The organism is Mycobacterium sp. E1747 (genome assembly GCF_001667775.1).
Lineage (GTDB): Bacteria > Actinomycetota > Actinomycetes > Mycobacteriales > Mycobacteriaceae > Mycobacterium.
On sequence record NZ_LZJI01000206.1, the window covers coordinates 32,880 to 49,835 of the forward strand.

Sequence of the window (16,956 nt, forward strand, 5' to 3'; positions counted from 1 at the left end):
GCTGACGTTCTAAATCTTCGACACTTGGCTGAAGGTCAATTCGACCGGCGTCTCGCGGCCGAAGATCGACACCAGCACCTTGAGCTTCTGCTGCTCGCCGTTGACCTCGCTGATGGTCGCGGGCAACGTCGCGAACGGCCCGTCCATCACGGTCACCGACTCGCCGACCTCGTAGTCGACCTCGATGGCCGGGCGCTCCAGCCCACCGGCCTCGGCGGCGGCAGCGGTGGTGGCCGCGCCCTTGGCGGCCTTCTTGGTCGCGCCGCGCGGGAGCAGGAACTTGACCACGTCGTCGAGGGTCAGGGCCGACGGCCGCGACGTCGCGCCGACGAACCCGGTGACACCCGGGGTGTTGCGCACCGCGGCCCACGAGTCGTCGGTCAGGTCCATGCGCACCAGGATGTAGCCGGGCAGAACCTTGCGGTTGACCTGCTTGCGCTGGCCGTTCTTGATCTCGGTGACCTCTTCGGTGGGCACCTCGACCTGGAAGATGTAGTCGCCGACGTCCAGGTTCTGCACACGGGTCTCGAGATTGGCTTTGACCTTGTTCTCGTATCCCGCATAGGAGTGGATCACGTACCAGTCGCCCGGCTTGCTGCGCAGCTCCGCCTTGAGCGCGGCCGCCGGGTCGACCTCTTCGGTCGACTCCTCGGGGGCCTCGGCCGCTGAGGTTTCGGTGGTCTCAGTGTCCTCGGTGCGCTCTTCTACGTCGACCGCTTCACCCGCGGACGTGTCACCGTCGAAGGTAGTCACGGTTTTCAGTCCTCTCTATCTGTCGCTCAGCCGAACACCAGCAGCACGAGCTTGGTGAGGCCGAAATCCGCGAGGCCGACCAGCGCCACCATGAAGGCCAGGAACGCCAGCACCACCGACGTGTAGGTGATCATCTGCTTGCGGTTGGGCCAGATGACCTTCCGCATCTCCGCAACCACCTGCTTGAGGTAGTTGAAGACGAAAACGAACGGGTTGGCCGAACGATCTCCGGGCTTCTTCGGCTTCTTGTCCTTCTTGGCTTTGGCGCCCTTGTCCTCCTTGGCGACCTCGGCCTCGCCCGCCGACTCTACGTCGACGTCCTCGCCCGCGTCGGCCACTCGCTGCCGGGATCGTTTGCCGGTCGGGCGTTGCGGCCGCGTCACCACAGCGGTCCGACCGCCGCTTGCACGGTCTTCCTCCCTGTCGGCGCCGTCGCTTGTGGCGTCGTTGGCAGCATCGCCTTCGTCGCTCACCGCATGCTCCTTAAATTTGCTCTTGTCCCGCGGGACGTCCCGTGGTGGACGGCCACTATTCCAGTGTCCACCATGGCACGCCTTCTTCTATTGTCCGGCTCCTCCTCGGGCCGGGCCGGCCCGCATCGTCACCGGACGTCGCGTTCAGCAGGGGCGACAGGACTTGAACCTGCAACCTGCGGTTTTGGAGACCGCTGCTCTGCCAGTTGAGCTACGCCCCTTCGCGGTTGGCAGGCCAACCTGCGCTTACCTGCCGGGGCTTACATGACACGCGCGCCCTCCGATTGCTCGAATCCCGGAAAGCGCGCTGATGCTGGGAAAACCCCGAGGTCCGAGTGTACATCGACCCGCGAGCCAGATACTAATTACGCCGTTCGCATGACCTGGCCGGACTCCGGGTCCCATTTTAGGTTCTCCGACTCGGCGTACTGACTCATCAGCGTCGTGTAGGACTGCAGGACCACCTGGCCCTGATCATCGGTGCAGGTGTTCCTGGTGACGACGATGTCCGCACCGAACCGCTCATCGACCGAGTGGATGTCCATCCGGGCCCACAGCTTGTCGCCGGCCTTGATCGGCCTGGAGAACACGAACCGCTGGTCGACCTGGACGATCACCAGGTTTTCCATGCCGATGTCGACGTGCCGGAAGAAGTCCAGCTGGACGAGCTTGGCGAAGATCGTCGCAAACGTCAGCGGCGCCAGGATCGCGTCGTGGCCGAGTTCGGCGGCCGCGTCCTCGTCGTAGTGGGCGGGGTGGCGGTCCTTGACGGCAAGCGCGAACTGGCGAAGTTGTTCACGGCCCACGACGAAGTAGTCCGGGTACCGCCAGATCATCCCGCGGATATCGGTCTTGAGTGCCATTAACCAGGCCCCGCCTATGCGAGGGTCGCGGAGGCGATGGCCCTACCAAAGATCTTCTTGCCGCCGGTGGTGGCCGTCAACGCGATGGTCACGGACTTGGTCTCCGGATCAGCCGACTTCACCCGGCCGTTGAAGACCAACTCGGCGCCTTTGCCGTCGTTGGGCACCGGCACCACCGCGGTGAACCGCACGTTGTACTCGGTGACCGCGCCCGGGTCGCCGATCCACGCGGTGACATAACCGCCACCGATGCCCATGGTGAGCATGCCGTGCGCGATGGCGGTGTCCAGCCCAACAACCTTGGCCATCTCGTCGTCCCAGTGGATCGGGTTCAGGTCGCCCGAGACGCCCGCGTAGTTCACCAGATCCTGACGGGTCAGCGGGTAGGTCCGCTCAGGGAGCTGGTCACCCACCTTCACCGAGCTGAACTCACGCAGTGGCATCAGAAAATCCCTCTTCTCCATCCTCGCCGGCACGGCCCGCCAGGGTCGTGTAGGTCTCTTGCACGACATCACCGGCACCGTTGGTGATGATGTTCTTGGTGACGATGATCTGGGTGCCGTGCGACACCCGCATCGAGTCGACGTAGACGTCGCAGTACAGCTTGTCGCCCGCCACGATCGGCGCCATGAATTTCAGCACCTGATCGACCTGCACGATCTGCGCGTCGTGGACGGCGACATTCGCGTGCTTGAAGAACGCCGTCTGCGCCTGGTAGCCGAACACGCAGATGAACGCCAGCGGCGCGACCAGGTCGGCATAGCCGAGCTCCGCGGCCGCCTTCTCCTCGAGAAACATGGCGTCGTCGTTCTGCACGGCGACGGCGTACTCACGGATCTTTTCCCGCTCCACGACGTAATAGTCGGGATAGCGGTAGTGCATCCCGACGATGCTCTCGCTTAACGGCACGGCTCTAAAATCTACCTAGTCAGTGGCGAATAACCGGTCGCGGGTCGCGCGCTAGCGCGTTTCCCGGTGGGCCTGGTGCTTGCCGCAGTTCGGGCAGAACTTCTTCAGCTCCATGCGGTCCGGGTCGTTCCGGCGGTTCTTCTTGGTGATGTAGTTGCGGTGCTTGCACACCTCGCAGGCCAAGGTGATCTTTGGCCGCACGTCGGTACTGGAAGCCATGACAGTTCTCTCAACTCTCTGAAAAAGTGCGCGTTGTTGTGTTGTAGCGATGGCCGGACTCGAACCGGCGACCTAACGATTATGAGTCGTTCGCTCTAACCGACTGAGCTACATCGCCTCTGGCCACCCCTTTTGGGGTAGGGCCGCCCACGCCTGCTCGGCGTCCGCCGAGCCCCCTAACGGAATCGAACCGTTGACCTTTTCCTTACCATGGAAACGCTCTACCGACTGAGCTAAGGGGGCCGTTCACCCGAATCGGACGCAGTGCCGCGGGCCTAAAAGAGGGTACAGCCTGGCCCACAACCGGACCAAACCACGCGCGTTAGGGGGCGGCGCCGCCGCCGGGACGGAGCTGCCAGGCACTGAGGTCGCTGAACTCGTCGTACTCCTCGGCCGGTTCGTCGGCGTCGGCCTCGGTGAGCAGGGTGCGCAATGCCAGGTTGACGGCCTCGCGGGCGTCGGCCAGATGGAAGCGGCGGATTGCCTCGTCGATCAGATCGACGTCGATCTCGATTTCGACCTTCTTCCTCATGCGCCAACAATACCCAGCGGGCGGCAGCCCATCGCTGCTCGCGTGCGGTGTTGCGGCAAAGTTCGCGGCGGCGCTGCGGGCCTGGGCTGAGCACGCCCTAGTCTGGTCACGTGTCAACGGACCGGCTGTATTTTCGCCAACTGCTTTCCGGCCGCGACTTCGCCGCCGGCGATATGGTCGCGACCCAGATGCGCAACTTCGCCTACCTGATCGGCGACCGCCAAACGGGCGACTGCGTGGTGGTCGACCCCGCCTATGCGGCCGGTGATCTCCTCGAGACGCTCGAGGCTGACGGCATGCAGCTGTCGGGCGTGCTGGTGACCCATCACCATCCCGACCACGTCGGCGGATCGATGATGGGCTTTTCGCTGCAGGGCCTGGCCGAGGTGCTCGAACGCAAAGCCGTGCCAGTGCACGTCAATTCCCATGAGGCGCAATGGGTTTCGCGAGTCACCGGGATCAGCCTCGGGGACCTGACCGCACACGACAATCACGACAAGGTCAGCATCGGTGACATCGAGATCGAGTTGCTGCACACGCCCGGCCACACGCCCGGCAGCCAGTGCTTCCTGCTCGACGGCCGCCTGGTCGCCGGTGACACGCTTTTCCTGGAGGGCTGCGGGCGCACCGACTTTCCCGGCGGCGACTCCGACGAGATGTACCGCAGCCTGCAGCAACTCGCGACATTGCCCGGTGATCCGACCGTCTTTCCCGGGCACTGGTATTCGTCGAAGCCAAGCGCTTCGCTGTCGGATGTCAAGCGTTCCAACTACGTGTACCGGGCCGCGGACCTCGCGCAATGGCGAATGTTGATGGGCGGCTGAGGGTCGCTCGACCACAATGGATCGGCAACCGGCCTGTGATATAAGCGGAGGGTGGATTCCATGGGGTGGATCCAGGACAGCTGGAACGGGATCACACATGCCGGCTCCAGCACCTGGATTGCGTGGGCGGCGTGGGCGGCGATTGCGCTCGCCGTCATCACCCTGGTCTTCACCAACACCCAGATCGCCCGCAACCGCCGACTGGCCGCGGAGCAGACGCGCCCGCAGGTCTCGATGTTCATGGAACCGCATCCCGCCGACTGGCACGTGATCGAGCTGGTGGTCAGGAACTTCGGTCAGACCGCGGCCTACGACATCACGTTCTCGTTCGTGAACCCGCCGACGGTGGCCGAATACGAGAACGCGACCGACGGCTACGCCGACGTCGTCGAACTGCGGCTTCCGCGCGAGTTGCCGTACCTGGCCCCCGGCCAGGAATGGCGGATGGTGTGGGATTCGGCGCTCGACCGCGCCGAGATCGGCAGCGGTATCGAGTCCCGCTTCACCGGCACGATCAGTTACTTCGACCGGCCCGAGCACCCGCGCGGGTGGCGATTCTGGGAACGCGACCGTCTTCCGCTGGAAACCCAGGTGGTGCTCGACTGGGATTCCTTGCCGCCCGTCCAGCGCATCGAGTTGATGACCACCCACGACCTGGCGAAGCGGGAGAAGCAGAAGCTGGAGCTGCTGCGCGGCCTGCTCACGTACTTCCATTACGCGAGCAAGGAAACCCGCCCCGAGGTGTTCCGCAGCGAGATCGAACGGATCAACGACGCCGTGCGGGAAACGCAGGACAGATGGCGCACCCGCCAGCTCGACGACCCCACCGATGTCAGCCTGCGCTGGAGTGAGACCCCGGACGACCTGGGTAAACACCACAGTCAGCCGACGTGACGGCAAGGAGCCAGCAACCATGAGCGGCCCGGTTCACTACAGCCTGCAGGATTCGATCGCGGTCATCCGGATGGATGACGGCAAGGTCAACGCCTTGGGCCCGACGATGCAGCAGGCGCTGGGCGAGGCGATCGACCGGGCCGAGGCGGACAACGCCGGGGCGCTGGTGATCACGGGCAACGAGCGGGTGTTCAGCGGCGGGTTCGACCTGAAGATCCTCACCTCCGGCGAGACGCAGCCGGCGATCGACATGTTGCGTGGCGGCTTCGAGCTGTCCTACCGGCTGTTGTCGCATCCCAAGCCGGTGGTGATGGCCTGCACCGGCCACGCCATCGCGATGGGGGCGTTCCTGCTGGCCTCGGGCGACCACCGGGTGGCCGCGCACGCCTACAACATCCAGGCCAACGAGGTGGCGATCGGCATGGTCATCCCGTACGCCGCCCTGGAGATCATGAAGCTGCGGTTGACGCAGTCGGCGTACCAGCAGGCCGCCGGGCTGTCCAAGACGTTCTTCGGCGAGACCGCGCTGGCCGCCGGTTTCGTCGACGAGATCGTGCTGCCGGAGATGGTGGTGAGCCGCGCCGAGGAGGCCGCGCGCGAGTTCGCCGGTCTGCGCCAGCACGCCCACGCCGCAACCAAACTCCGTGCCCGCGCCGATGCGCTCAAGGCCATCCGTGCCGGGATCGACGGCATCGAGGCCGAGTTCGGCCTCTAGGCTGCCTGGCCAGTGGATTTTGCCCAACGGCGCCGCGGGTGTCGATGACCTGAACGTCGAACGCGGTGGCCGCTGCTAGCCGCCACCGCGTTCCCTTCGCCTCCTCAACGCCAGTTTGACACGCGCGCGAAGCGTCGTCACCTCACCGGTTCGCCGCCGCCGCGACAGCGCACCCCGGGTCTACCGGTTCGGCCGCGGGCGCTATTTCAGTTCTCCGTCGAAACCCATTGATAGGGAAGGAATTTCCCGTCCAGGGTCACCACGACGCGATCGCCCGACGGGTGCGACTTCTTTTGCAGGTCGACGCTGAAGTTGATCGCGCTCATGATGCCGTCGCCGAACTGTTCGTGGATCAGCTCCTTGATCGCGCCGCCGTAGACCTGCAGGGCCTCGTAGAACCGGTAGATGGTGGGGTCGGTCGGCACCGCGGTGGGCAGCCCGCCACGCATCGGCGGCGCCGCCAGCACGGGCACCACCGATTCGTCCAGTCCGAGCTTCTCGACGAGAACCCTGGCCAGCTCGGGCGGAATGGGGTGTTGGCCCAGCAGCGCCGCGGTGGTCCATACCACCGGCCTGTCGATGGCGTCGGCCAGCTCCTGCCACGTCAGGCCGCGCCTCAGGCGAGCCAGGACGACCTGCTCGGTGATCTCATGTCTGTTCATAGCCCCCAAGCATGCACGCACCGCGCGGCGCCGCGTCGGGACCATAAGGCGCTCCCCAAATTTGATATCGCATGCGATATCAACCACCACCGGCGGCGATAGCTCCCCGGGCTACCGGCCCTCACGCCCGCTTCGTCGCGGTGACCAGAGCCGTCGATTCCGTCGTCGTCCCGGTGGTCGTGCAGGGTGACGAGGTTACGGCCGCTTGTTCACCAGCGCCCGTGGTGAACCACCTCGGCGAAAGGGCGCCGGTTCGGCTTGCGGATCGGGGTGAGCGGGCGGTCGCCCGGATACCCGACACCGAGCAGGAACGCCACCAACCGGTCCTCGGGGACACCCAGGATGGCGCGGGCCTTGTCCTGGTCACCCACCGACGAGTGGCCAGTCCCGATCCCCAGGTCCGTGGCCGCGATCATCATCGCCATCGTGGCCTGGCCGACGTCGTAGTTGTCGGTGATCACGCGGCGCTCGTCGGGCGGCACGGGCACGACGATCGCGATCGCGGCGGCGGCACCGGCGATGTGACCGGCCCCCTGCCAGACGGTCGACAGCTCCTGCAGCTGCGCCCGGTCGGTGACGATCACGAAGTCCCACGGCTGCCGGTTTTTCGCCGACGGCGCGCGCCATCCGGCCTCGGCGATGCGGTTCAGGTCCGCTTCGGAAACCGGCTCCGGCTGGTACTGCCGGACGTTGCGCCGGGCGCATATCGCGTCCCAAGCCTCCATGTGTCCCTCCTCGCATTTCACTTGACCTCGGCTAAACGGGCGTAACGTCGGCGGAATTCCCCGCGTACGGGCCCGCCGAAGTTTCATTCCGGCCCATCCGGGAAGCCATGGTGAACCAGCTGCTCCGCGCGCTCGTGTACAGCTGAATGGCCCCGGATTCAGAAAGGCGCGTAGCCGGCATGACCGAAAACCTGACGCCGCACTTCGAAGACGTCCAGGCGCACTACGACCTGTCCGACGACTTCTTCCGGCTGTTCCTCGACCCCACGATGACCTACAGCTGCGCCTACTTCGATCGGATGCGCGATATCCCGCTGGAAGAAGCGCAGCTACGCAAGATGGACCTGGCCCTGGGCAAGCTCGGGCTGCGGCCCGGGATGACGCTGCTGGACATCGGCTGCGGCTGGGGCGGCACGATGCGGCGAGCGATCGAGAAATACGACGTGGACGTCATCGGTCTGACCCTGTCCGAGCACCAGGCCGCCCACGTGCACAAGCTGTTCGACGCGATGAACACCACGCACAGTAGGCGGGTGCTGTTGCAGGGCTGGGAGCAGTTCGACGAGCCCGTCGACCGGATCGTCTCCATCGGGGCGTTCGAGCACTTCGGCTACGACCGCTACGACGACTTCTTCCAGAAGGCCTACCGCCTCCTACCCAGCGACGGGGTGATGCTGCTGCACACGATCACCATGCTGACACCGGAGCAGATCGTCGAGCACGGCCTGCCGATGACCGAAGAGCAGACCAGCTTCAACAACTTCATCGCCACCGAGATCTTCCCGGGCGGCCAACTGCCGCCGATCGAGATGGTGGAGTTCCACGCCTCGAAGATGGGGTTCAACCTGGCCCGCAGGCAGTCGCTGCAGCTGCACTACGCCCGCACCCTCGACCTGTGGGCCGTGGCGCTGGAAGCCCACCACAGCGAGGCGGTCGCGATCCAGTCCGAAGAGGTCTACCAGCGGTACATGCGGTACCTGACCGGTTGCGCCAAAGCGTTCCGGGACGGCTACATCGACATCAACCAGTTCACGCTGGCCAAGTAACCCACTCGCGTCGGTGTCCGGGGCTATCGTGGCACCGCGATGTCGCTTCATCTCCACCGTGCCGAGCGCACCGATCTCCTTGCCGACGGCCTCGGCTCCCTGCTGGCCAACCCGCCGATCGACCCCTTCACCGAGGAACTGGTGCTGGTGCCGGCGCGCGGCGTCGAACGCTGGCTCAGCCAGCGGTTGTCGCACATGCTCGGCCGCGACCGCGGCGGCGACGGGGTGTGCGCCGGGGTGTCGTTCCGCAGCCCGGCTTCGCTGATCGCCGAACTCACCGGCACGGCCGACGCGGACGCGTGGTCACCGGAGGCGATGGCGTGGCCGCTGTTAGAGGTGATCGACTGCTCGCTGGACGAGCCGTGGTGCCGCACGCTGGCAACGCATTTAGGTCACTTCGCGTCGACGGAGGCGGAGGCCGAGCTGCGCCGCGGTCGCCGCTACTCGGTGGCGCGCCGGCTGGCCGGTCTGTTCGCCTCGTACGCCCGGCAGCGTCCGGGGCTGCTCGCCGGTTGGCTGGCCGGCGAGCAGGGCGACCTCGATCCCGACTTGGCCTGGCAGCCTGAGCTCTGGCGGGCGCTGGTGGCCGCCGTGCCCGCCGAGCCCCCACACGTCCGCCATCAGCAGGCCGTGACCCGGCTCCGGGCGGGCCCGGCCGACCTGCCGGAGCGGCTGTCGCTGTTCGGGCACACCCGGTTGGCGAGCACCGACGTGGAACTGCTGGACGCGTTGTCCGCCCACCACGATCTGCACCTGTGGCTGCCGCATCCCAGCGACGAACTGTGGCGCGCGCTGGCCGGCGCCCGCGGGCCGATCCCGCGCCGCGCCGACACCGGCCACCGCGCCGTGCACCATCCGCTGCTGGCGACGCTCGGGCGCGACCTGCGGGAACTGCAAAGAGCCCTGCCCGCCGGTCCGCACACCGACGAGTACCTGCCTGCGCCGGAGCGGCCCGACACGCTGCTCGGCTGGCTGCAGTCCGACATCGCGGCGAATACCGTTCGGCCACAAGGCCGCACGCTCGCCGACCACGACCGCTCGGTGCAGGTGCACAATTGTCACGGCCCGGCGCGCCAGGTCGACGTGCTGCGCGAGGTACTGCTGGGCCTGCTGCAGGACGACCCGACGCTTCAGCCGCGCGACATCCTGGTGATGTGTCCGGACATCGAGACGTACGCGCCGCTGATCGTCGCCGACTTCGGGCTCGGCGACGTGGTACGCGGCGCGCATCCCGCGCACCGGTTGCGGGTTCGGCTCGCGGATCGCTCACCGCTGCAAACCAATCCGCTGCTCGGGGTCGCCTCGCGGCTGCTGGCGCTGGCGGGCAGCCGGGTGACGGCCAGCGAGGTGCTCGACTTCGCCGAGGCCGCACCGGTGCGGGCGCGCTTCGGTTTCACCGACGATGATCTGGAGGCCATCACCCGCTGGGTCCGCCAGGCGAACATCCGGTGGGGGTTCGATCAGGAGCACCGGCGGCCCTACCACGTCGACTTCGTACACAACACTTGGCGTTTCGGTATCGATCGGGTGCTGGCCGGCGTCGCGATGTCCGACGACTCGCACGCCTGGATCGACGCGACACTGCCGCTGGACGATGTCAGCAGCAACCGCGTCCAGTTGGCCGGCCAGCTCGCCGAATTCGTGTCCCGACTGCAGCTGGTGGTCGACTCGCTCACGGGCACACGGCCGTTGTGCGACTGGCTGGCCGCGCTGGCCGACGGGATCGAGCTGTTGACCCGTGTCGACGACGCGGATGAGTGGCAGACCGGCCAGATGCAAAGGGAATTCGCGTCGACGCTGGCCGACGCCGGGCCGCGGGCCGACATCGTGCTGCGGCTGCCCGACATCCGGGCGCTGCTGCACGGGCGCCTCGCGGGGCGCCCGACGCGGGCCAACTTCCGCACCGGCACCCTGACCGTGTGCACGATGGTGCCGATGCGCTCGGTGCCGCACCGGGCGGTGTGCCTGGTCGGCCTCGACGACGGGGTGTTCCCCCGACTCGGCGTCGTCGACGGTGACGACGCGCTGGCGCGCGACCCGATGACCGGCGAACGCGACATCCGTTCCGAGGATCGGCAATTGCTGCTCGACGCCATCGGCGCGGCCACCGAGAAGCTGGTGATCACCTACACCGGCGTCAACGAGTACTCGGGCCAGCCGAGGCCGCCGGCGGTGCCGCTGGCCGAACTGTTGGACACGCTGGACATGACGGTGTCCGGAGAGGGGATTCGCGGGCGCATCGTGGTCGAACATCCGTTGCAGCCCTTCGACGTTCGCAACGTCATCCCGGGCAGGTTGGTGCCGACGGTGCCCTTCAGCTTCGACCCGACCGTGCTGCGGGCCGCCCGGGTCGCCGCGGGCGAGCGGGGCGAGGCACCCCGGTTCATCTCGGGACCGCTGCCGCCACCGCCCGCGGACGACGTCATCCTGGCCGACCTCATCGGCTTCTTCAGGGACCCGGTCAAGGGCTTCTTCCGCGCGCTGGAGTTCACGCTGCCGCGGGATGTCGACGGCGTGCAAGACGCCATGCCCATCGACCTCGACGCCCTCGAGGAGTGGACCGTCGGCGACCGGATGCTGGGCGACATCCTGCGCGGGTGGACGCCGGACGATGCCCGGCAGGCCGAGTGGCGGCGGGGCACGTTGCCGCCCGGCCAACTGGGTTGGCGCACCGCGACGGAGGTCCGCGACCAGGCCGCACTGCTGGCGTCGGCGGCGCAGCAATACCGCGGGTCCGACGCCGGGGCGTACGACGTCGACATCGATCTGGGGTCCGGGCGGCGGCTCACGGGCACGGTGTCGCCGGTGTACGGCGAGCGGCTGGTGTCGGTGACGTACTCCAAGCTGGACGGCAAGCACCTGCTCGAGTCCTGGATTCCGTTGCTGGCCTTGATCGCTCACAACCCGGGCCGGGACTGGTCGGCGGTGTGCATCGGCCGCCCGAAACGGGGCACCACCCCGCGGGTGGAGGGGCTCAGACGGCCGCACGAGGATGCCGTGGCGTTGCTGCGCGAGCTGGTGGTGGTCTACGACGCGGGCCGCCGGGAGCCGATTCCGTTGCCAATCAAGACGTCCTACGCGTGGGCGGCCGCGCGGCACTGCGGCGACGATCCACTGCGCGAGGCGCAATACCGGTGGAAATACGAGCACGAGGAGCCGGCCCATGTGCGGGCCTGGGGCAAGAACACCCGGATGACCGATCTGATGCGGCCCGTGCGCCCGGGTGAGGAGTTCGACGGCGAAGAAACCCGGCTGGGCGCCTACGCCGCGCGGGTCTGGCTGCCGATGCTGCGGGCCGAGAGGAATCCTTGACATGAGGCAGGTGACGGAGCGCTTCGATCTGCTCGGCCCGCTGCCCGCCGATCGATCGACCACGGTGCTGCAGGCCAGCGCGGGCACCGGCAAGACGTTCGCGCTGGCCGGCCTGGTAACCCGCTACCTCGCCGAGGGCGCCGCGACGCTTGACCAGATGTTGCTGATCACGTTCGGCCGGGCCGCCAGCCAGGAGTTGCGCGAACGGGTGCGCGGCCAAATGGTCGAGGCGGTGGCGGCTTTCGATGATCCGTGGGCCCCCGGTGACAACCAGTTGGTGGCATACCTGCTGGACGGCACGGACGACGAACGCGCCGCGCGCAGGCAGCGGCTCCGCGACGGGCTGGCGGGTTTCGACGCCGCGACCATCGCCACCACCCACCAGTTTTGCCAACTGGTGTTGAAGTCACTGGGCGTGGCCGGCGACACCGCCGCGAATGTCACGCTGCTGGAAAGTCTCGACGAGTTGATCGTCGAGATCGTCGACGATCTGTATCTCGCCCACTTCGGGCGCGAGCGCGACGACCCGGCGCTGGCCTACCGCGAGGCGTTGCGCCTGGCGCGCGAGGTCGTCAGGAACCCGTCGACGCAGCTGCGCCCGCGGGACCCGGAGCCCGGTTCGCGGGCGGCCGTCTGCGTGATGTTCGCGAAAGACGTTCTGGCTGAACTGGACACCCGCAAGCGCCGGCTGAGCGTTCTGGACTACGACGACCTGCTGGGCCGGCTCGCCGACGCGCTGGCCACCGAGGATTCCCCCGCGCGGGCGCGCATGCACCACCGCTGGCCGATCGTCATGGTCGACGAGTTCCAGGACACCGATCCGGTGCAATGGCAGGTGCTCGACCGCGCGTTCAGCGGCCGCTCCACGCTGATCCTGATCGGCGATCCCAAGCAGGCCATCTACGCGTTTCGCGGCGGCGACATCGTGACGTATCTTCGGGCGGCCGAGACGGCGGGTGAGCGCAAGACGCTGGCCACCAATTGGCGCAGCGACGCGGCGCTTATCGAGCGCCTGCAGGTGGTGTTGCGGGGTGCCCAACTCGGCGATCCCGCGATCGTGGTGGACGACGTCGACGCCTACCATCGCGGCCACCGGCTGGCCGGCGCCCCGCACAACGACCCGTTCCGGTTGCGGGTGGTCCAGCGAGAAACTTTGGGGCGCAGCGGTATTCAGAATCTGCCCATCGACGAGCTGCGGGCCCACATCGGCGCCGATCTGGCCGCCGACATCCGCGCCCTGCTGGCGGCCGGCGCGACGTTCGCGGGCAGGCCGCTGCAGGCCCGCGACATCGCCGTGATCGTGGAGAAGCACAAGGATGCGGCCGCCTGCTTCAAAGCGTTGTGCGACGCGGGCGTGCCGGCGGTCTACACCGGCGACTCCGACGTTTTCGGGTCGGACGCGGCCGAGGACTGGCTCTGCCTGCTGGAGGCGTTCGACCAACCGCACCGCCCCGGCATGGTGCGCGCCGCGGCGGCCACCATGTTCTTCGGCGAGACCGCGGAATCGCTGGCGGCCGGCGGCGACGCGCTGACCGACCGGGTCGCGGAAACCCTGCGGGAGTGGGCCGGCCACGCCCGCGAGCGCGGCGTGGCCGCCATCTTCGAGGCCGCGCAGCTTTCGGGCATGGCCGACCGGGTACTGTCCGCGCACGGCGGTGAACGCCACATGACCGACCTCGCGCACATCGCGCAGTTGCTGCAGGACGTCGCCCACCGCGAGCGCTCCAGCCTGCCGGCGCTGCGCGACTGGCTGCGCAGGCAGCGCGAGGAACGCGCCGGCGCGCCAGAACGCAACCGGCGCCTGGACAGCGACGCGGCCGCCGTGCAGATCATGACGGTGTTCGTCAGCAAGGGCCTGCAATACCCGATCGTGTATCTGCCGTTCGCGTTCAACCGCAACACCCAGGACCGCGACGTGGTGTTGTTCCACGACGCCGGCGTGCGCTGCCTGCACATCGGCGGCAAGGACAGCCCGGACTTCAAGGCCGTCGAGGTACTGGGCCGCAAGGAGGACGCCAGCGACGACAGCCGGCTGACCTATGTGGCGCTGACCCGGGCCCAGTCGCAGGTCGTCGCGTGGTGGTCGCCGGCGTTCGACGAACCCAACGGCGGGCTGTCGCGGCTGCTGCGCGGTAGACGGCCGGGAGACCCGTGCGTGCCGGACCGCTGCGAGCCGGCGAAGATTTTCGACGACGACGCCCTTGACCGGTTGCGCGAATGGGAGGCGGCGGGCGGCCCGGTGATCGAGCGGTCGGTGGTGGCCGCCGCGCCGTCGGTGCCGCCGCACCCGGTGCCAACCAACCTCGACAGCCGCCACTTTCACCGCGCCATCGACACCGGGTGGCGGCGCACCTCCTACTCGGGACTCATCCGGGTCGCGGAAAACTCCGCGGCCGCCGGGGTCGGCAGCGAGCCGGAGGTCACCGAGCTGGACGACGAGGTCGGCGAAATACCGTTGATGCAGACCGCTTCCGGGCCGGAGGTGCCGTCGCCGATGGCCGACCTGCCGATGGGCGCGAAGTTCGGCACGCTGGTGCACGCCGTGCTCGAAACCGCCGACCCGCTGGCCGCCGATCTGGCCGCCGAGCTCGAGGCGCACATCCGCACCCAGTCGGTGTGGTGGCCGGTCGACGTACCTCCCGACGCGCTCGCGGCGGCCATGGTGCCGATGCACGACACCCCGCTGGGACCGCTGGCCGGCGACCTGACGTTGCGGCGCATCGGGCTCTCGGACCGGCTACGCGAGCTGGACTTCGAATTCCCCCTGGCCGGCGGGGATCTGCGTTCCGCGGCGCCCGAGATCCGGCTGGCGGACATGGGCGCGTTGCTGCGTGCGCACCTACCGGCCGATGACCCCCTGGCGTCTTATGCCGACCGCCTGGCGAGCCGCCCGCTCGGCGATCAGCCATTGCGCGGCTACCTGACCGGCTCGGTCGACGCCGTGTTGCGCGTGCCCGACGGCGCGCGGCATCGCTATCTGGTGGTCGATTACAAGACGAACTGGCTCGGTGACCCGGATCGGCCGTTGACGTCCGCCGATTACGAGCGGCCGCGCTTGGTCGAGGCGATGCTGCATTCGGACTATCCGCTGCAGGCGTTGCTGTACAGCGTTGTGCTGCACCGGTTTCTGCGGTGGCGCGTGCCGGGCTACGACCCCGGCGCGCAGCTCGGCGGTGTCCTCTACCTGTTCGTGCGCGGCATGTGCGGCGCGGTCGCCCCGGTGGTCGACGGTCACCCGTCAGGAGTGTTCAGCTGGCGGCCGCCTCCGTCGTTGATAGCCGAGCTCTCGGACCTGCTCGACGGGAGGAGGGTCGCGTGACGCTGGAGGCGATCACCGCCGAGGGTTTGCTGCGGACGTACACCGACGCCGGGGTCTTCGAGGCCGCCGATGTCCATGTGGCGCAGCGGCTTACGGCGCTTGCCGGCGCGCCCGACGAGGGGGTGGCCCTGGCGGTCGCGCTGCTGGTGCGGGCGCTGCGCAGTGGTTCGGTGTGCGTGGACCTGCGGGCGGTGGCGGCGCAAGTCGGCGTCGCCGACCTGCCGTGGCCCGACCCCGCCGGGTGGATGGCCGCCGTGCGCGCCAGCCCGCTGCTCGGGTCGCCGCCGGTGCTGCGGCTGTTCGGCGAACTTCTGTACCTGGACCGGTACTGGCTCGAGGAACAGCAGGTGTGCGCCGACCTGCTCGCGCTCTCCGCGCCCGGGGCGAGGGCCGACGCGTCGGACTTGGATCGACTGTTCCCGCCGGGCTACGAGGAGCAGCGAGCGGCCGCGGAAATCGCCGTCTCACAAGCGGTTACCGTGCTGACGGGTGGTCCCGGAACCGGCAAGACCACCACGGTGGCGCGGTTGCTGGCGCTGCTCGCCGGGCAGGCCGAGAGCGCCGGGCTGCCGCTACCCCGGATGGCGCTGGCCGCCCCGACCGGCAAGGCCGCGGCGCGGCTCGCCGAGGCGGTGGCCGCCGAGGTGCACAGGCTCGACGCGGCGGACCGGGCCCGGCTGGCCGGCCTGCCGGCGACGACACTGCACCGGCTGCTGGGTTCGCGGCCGGATACGTCAGTGCGGTTCAAGCACAATCGTGGCAACCGGCTCCCCCACGACGTCATCGTCGTGGACGAGACGTCGATGGTGTCGCTGACGATGATGGCCCGGCTGCTGGAGGCGGTGCGGCCCGATGCGCGGCTGATCCTGGTGGGCGATCCCGACCAGCTGGCCTCGGTGGAGGCCGGTGCGGTGCTGGCCGACCTGGTGGACGGGCTGACGGCGCGAGCGGACGTGCGGGTGGCGGCGCTGCGCACACCGCATCGATTCGGCGAGTCGATCGGCGCGCTGGCCGAGGCGATCCGGGTCGGCGACGCCGACCGCGTGCTGGGGCTGTTGCGGGCCGGCGGTGAGCACATCGAGTGGCTCGATTCCGACGGGCCGACCGAGCGGCTGCGCACAGTGCTGGTCCCGCACGCGCTGCGGGTGCGGCAGGCGGCGGTCCTCGGTGCCCCCGAGGCGGCGTTGGCCTCGCTCGACGAGCACCGGCTGTTGTGCGCGCACCGGCACGGCCCGTACGGGGCGTCGCACTGGAACCGACAGGTGGAGCGCTGGCTCACGGAGGAGACGGGTCAGCAGCCGTCGTCGCCCTGGTACGCGGGCCGGCCACTGTTGGTGACGGCCAACGACTATGGGCTCAAGGTCTACAACGGCGATACCGGGGTGGTCGTGGCGGGCGACGACGGGTTGCGGGCCGTCATCGCCGGCGCCACCGGAAGGTTGAGCTTCGCGACCAGCCGGCTCACGGACATCGAGACCATGCACGCCATGACCATCCACAAGAGTCAGGGCAGCCAGGCCGACGAGGTGACGGTGCTGATGCCGCCGGAGGATTCGCGGCTGCTGACCCGGGAGCTGTTCTACACGGCCGTGACCCGGGCGAAGGCCAAGGTTCGGGTGGCCGGAAGCGAGGCGTCGGTGCGGGCGGCCATCGAACGCCGGGCGGTGCGGGCGACCGGGCTGGCGCAGCGGCTGCAGACGTCCTGAGGGC

16 protein-coding genes and 3 tRNA genes are annotated in these 16,956 nt (G+C 68.4%); 7 read left to right on the plus strand and 12 right to left on the minus strand.

Features of this window, described 5'->3' with window-relative positions; all coding sequences use genetic code 11:
• Window positions 1-9: 9 nt before the first annotated feature.
• The 10 genes from nusG to A5695_RS22185 all read right to left on the minus strand — a co-directional run bounded on the left by nusG (window position 10) and on the right by A5695_RS22185 (window position 3,749).
• Window positions 10-753: a transcription termination/antitermination protein NusG gene (gene nusG / locus A5695_RS22140; protein ID WP_068087271.1), complete on the minus strand. Its 744-nt coding sequence runs from the start codon at window positions 751-753 to the stop codon at window positions 10-12.
• Window positions 754-779: 26 nt separating this feature from the next.
• Entirely contained in the window at window positions 780-1,226 is a 447-nt protein-coding gene (secE, locus tag A5695_RS22145; protein WP_068087274.1) for a preprotein translocase subunit SecE, read from the minus strand.
• 148 nt (window positions 1,227-1,374) lie between these two features.
• Window positions 1,375-1,447, minus strand: a tRNA-Trp gene (locus A5695_RS22150).
• Window positions 1,448-1,591: 144 nt separating this feature from the next.
• Window positions 1,592-2,089 carry a (3R)-hydroxyacyl-ACP dehydratase subunit HadC gene (hadC, locus tag A5695_RS22155; protein WP_068087277.1) on the minus strand — a complete coding sequence of 166 codons (498 nt, stop codon included), beginning with the start codon at window positions 2,087-2,089 and terminating at the stop codon, window positions 1,592-1,594.
• 14 nt (window positions 2,090-2,103) lie between these two features.
• Entirely contained in the window at window positions 2,104-2,532 is a 429-nt protein-coding gene (gene hadB / locus A5695_RS22160) for a (3R)-hydroxyacyl-ACP dehydratase subunit HadB (RefSeq protein WP_067274995.1), read from the minus strand.
• Window positions 2,519-2,998, minus strand: a complete 480-nt coding sequence (gene hadA / locus A5695_RS22165) for a (3R)-hydroxyacyl-ACP dehydratase subunit HadA (RefSeq protein WP_068087280.1) — start codon at window positions 2,996-2,998, stop codon at window positions 2,519-2,521. Before hadA ends, hadB begins: the two co-directional genes overlap by 14 nt.
• A gap of 51 nt (window positions 2,999-3,049) precedes the next feature.
• Window positions 3,050-3,217: a 50S ribosomal protein L33 gene (gene rpmG, locus A5695_RS22170; RefSeq protein ID WP_007167776.1), complete on the minus strand. Its 168-nt coding sequence runs from the start codon at window positions 3,215-3,217 to the stop codon at window positions 3,050-3,052.
• 44 nt (window positions 3,218-3,261) lie between these two features.
• Window positions 3,262-3,335: transfer RNA gene (locus A5695_RS22175), tRNA-Met, on the minus strand.
• Between the two features lie 52 nt (window positions 3,336-3,387).
• Window positions 3,388-3,460: transfer RNA gene (locus A5695_RS22180), tRNA-Thr, on the minus strand.
• Window positions 3,461-3,539: 79 nt separating this feature from the next.
• Window positions 3,540-3,749 carry a type II toxin-antitoxin system VapB family antitoxin gene (locus A5695_RS22185; RefSeq protein ID WP_068087282.1) on the minus strand — a complete coding sequence of 70 codons (210 nt, stop codon included), beginning with the start codon at window positions 3,747-3,749 and terminating at the stop codon, window positions 3,540-3,542.
• A 110-nt stretch (window positions 3,750-3,859) separates the two neighbouring features.
• Here A5695_RS22185 and A5695_RS22190 point away from each other — a divergent pair, with 110 nt between their 5' ends.
• From A5695_RS22190 to A5695_RS22200, 3 genes are read left to right on the plus strand one after another with little or no spacing between them, the layout of a single operon-like run.
• Window positions 3,860-4,573, plus strand: a complete 714-nt coding sequence (locus A5695_RS22190; protein WP_068087285.1) for an MBL fold metallo-hydrolase — start codon at window positions 3,860-3,862, stop codon at window positions 4,571-4,573.
• A 60-nt stretch (window positions 4,574-4,633) separates the two neighbouring features.
• Entirely contained in the window at window positions 4,634-5,467 is an 834-nt protein-coding gene (locus A5695_RS22195; RefSeq protein WP_068087288.1) for a hypothetical protein, read from the plus strand.
• Between the two features lie 19 nt (window positions 5,468-5,486).
• Window positions 5,487-6,182 carry a crotonase/enoyl-CoA hydratase family protein gene (locus tag A5695_RS22200; RefSeq protein WP_068087290.1) on the plus strand — a complete coding sequence of 232 codons (696 nt, stop codon included), beginning with the start codon at window positions 5,487-5,489 and terminating at the stop codon, window positions 6,180-6,182.
• 206 nt (window positions 6,183-6,388) lie between these two features.
• Here the strand turns inward: A5695_RS22200 and cynS are convergent, their stop codons facing one another.
• Window positions 6,389-6,844 carry a cyanase gene (cynS, locus tag A5695_RS22205; RefSeq protein ID WP_068087293.1) on the minus strand — a complete coding sequence of 152 codons (456 nt, stop codon included), beginning with the start codon at window positions 6,842-6,844 and terminating at the stop codon, window positions 6,389-6,391.
• Between the two features lie 209 nt (window positions 6,845-7,053).
• A complete protein-coding gene (locus A5695_RS22210; protein WP_068087296.1) occupies window positions 7,054-7,569 on the minus strand; it encodes a nitroreductase family protein in 516 nt (171 codons plus the stop codon).
• A gap of 179 nt (window positions 7,570-7,748) precedes the next feature.
• Between A5695_RS22210 and A5695_RS22215 the strand changes: the two genes are divergently transcribed.
• From A5695_RS22215 to recD, 4 genes are read left to right on the plus strand one after another with little or no spacing between them, the layout of a single operon-like run.
• Window positions 7,749-8,615, plus strand: a complete 867-nt coding sequence (locus A5695_RS22215; RefSeq protein ID WP_068087299.1) for a cyclopropane mycolic acid synthase family methyltransferase — start codon at window positions 7,749-7,751, stop codon at window positions 8,613-8,615.
• Between the two features lie 39 nt (window positions 8,616-8,654).
• The gene (gene recC, locus A5695_RS22220) at window positions 8,655-11,927 is read left to right on the plus strand and encodes an exodeoxyribonuclease V subunit gamma (protein ID WP_068087302.1); all 3,273 of its coding nucleotides are present in this window, start codon (window positions 8,655-8,657) and stop codon (window positions 11,925-11,927) included.
• Window position 11,928: 1 nt separating this feature from the next.
• Window positions 11,929-15,246 carry an exodeoxyribonuclease V subunit beta gene (gene recB, locus A5695_RS22225; RefSeq protein WP_068087305.1) on the plus strand — a complete coding sequence of 1,106 codons (3,318 nt, stop codon included), beginning with the start codon at window positions 11,929-11,931 and terminating at the stop codon, window positions 15,244-15,246.
• The gene (gene recD, locus A5695_RS22230) at window positions 15,243-16,952 is read left to right on the plus strand and encodes an exodeoxyribonuclease V subunit alpha (RefSeq protein ID WP_068087308.1); all 1,710 of its coding nucleotides are present in this window, start codon (window positions 15,243-15,245) and stop codon (window positions 16,950-16,952) included. Before recB ends, recD begins: the two co-directional genes overlap by 4 nt.
• Window positions 16,953-16,956: the final 4 nt, after the last annotated feature.

Bases quoted from the DNA above. Each gene is read 5' to 3' on its own strand.
- hadC (WP_068087277.1), bottom strand. From the start codon at position 2,089: ATGGCACTCAAGACCGATATCCGCGGGATGATCTGGCGGTACCCGGAC.
- hadB (WP_067274995.1), bottom strand. From the start codon at position 2,532: ATGCCACTGCGTGAGTTCAGCTCGGTGAAGGTGGGTGACCAGCTCCCT.
- rpmG (WP_007167776.1), bottom strand. From the start codon at position 3,217: ATGGCTTCCAGTACCGACGTGCGGCCAAAGATCACCTTGGCCTGCGAG.
- cynS (WP_068087293.1), bottom strand. From the start codon at position 6,844: ATGAACAGACATGAGATCACCGAGCAGGTCGTCCTGGCTCGCCTGAGG.
- A5695_RS22200 (WP_068087290.1), top strand. From the start codon at position 5,487: ATGAGCGGCCCGGTTCACTACAGCCTGCAGGATTCGATCGCGGTCATC.
- A5695_RS22210 (WP_068087296.1), bottom strand. From the start codon at position 7,569: ATGGAGGCTTGGGACGCGATATGCGCCCGGCGCAACGTCCGGCAGTAC.
- recB (WP_068087305.1), top strand. From the start codon at position 11,929: ATGAGGCAGGTGACGGAGCGCTTCGATCTGCTCGGCCCGCTGCCCGCC.
- A5695_RS22185 (WP_068087282.1), bottom strand. From the start codon at position 3,749: ATGAGGAAGAAGGTCGAAATCGAGATCGACGTCGATCTGATCGACGAG.
- A5695_RS22215 (WP_068087299.1), top strand. From the start codon at position 7,749: ATGACCGAAAACCTGACGCCGCACTTCGAAGACGTCCAGGCGCACTAC.
- A5695_RS22195 (WP_068087288.1), top strand. From the start codon at position 4,634: ATGGGGTGGATCCAGGACAGCTGGAACGGGATCACACATGCCGGCTCC.
- recC (WP_068087302.1), top strand. From the start codon at position 8,655: ATGTCGCTTCATCTCCACCGTGCCGAGCGCACCGATCTCCTTGCCGAC.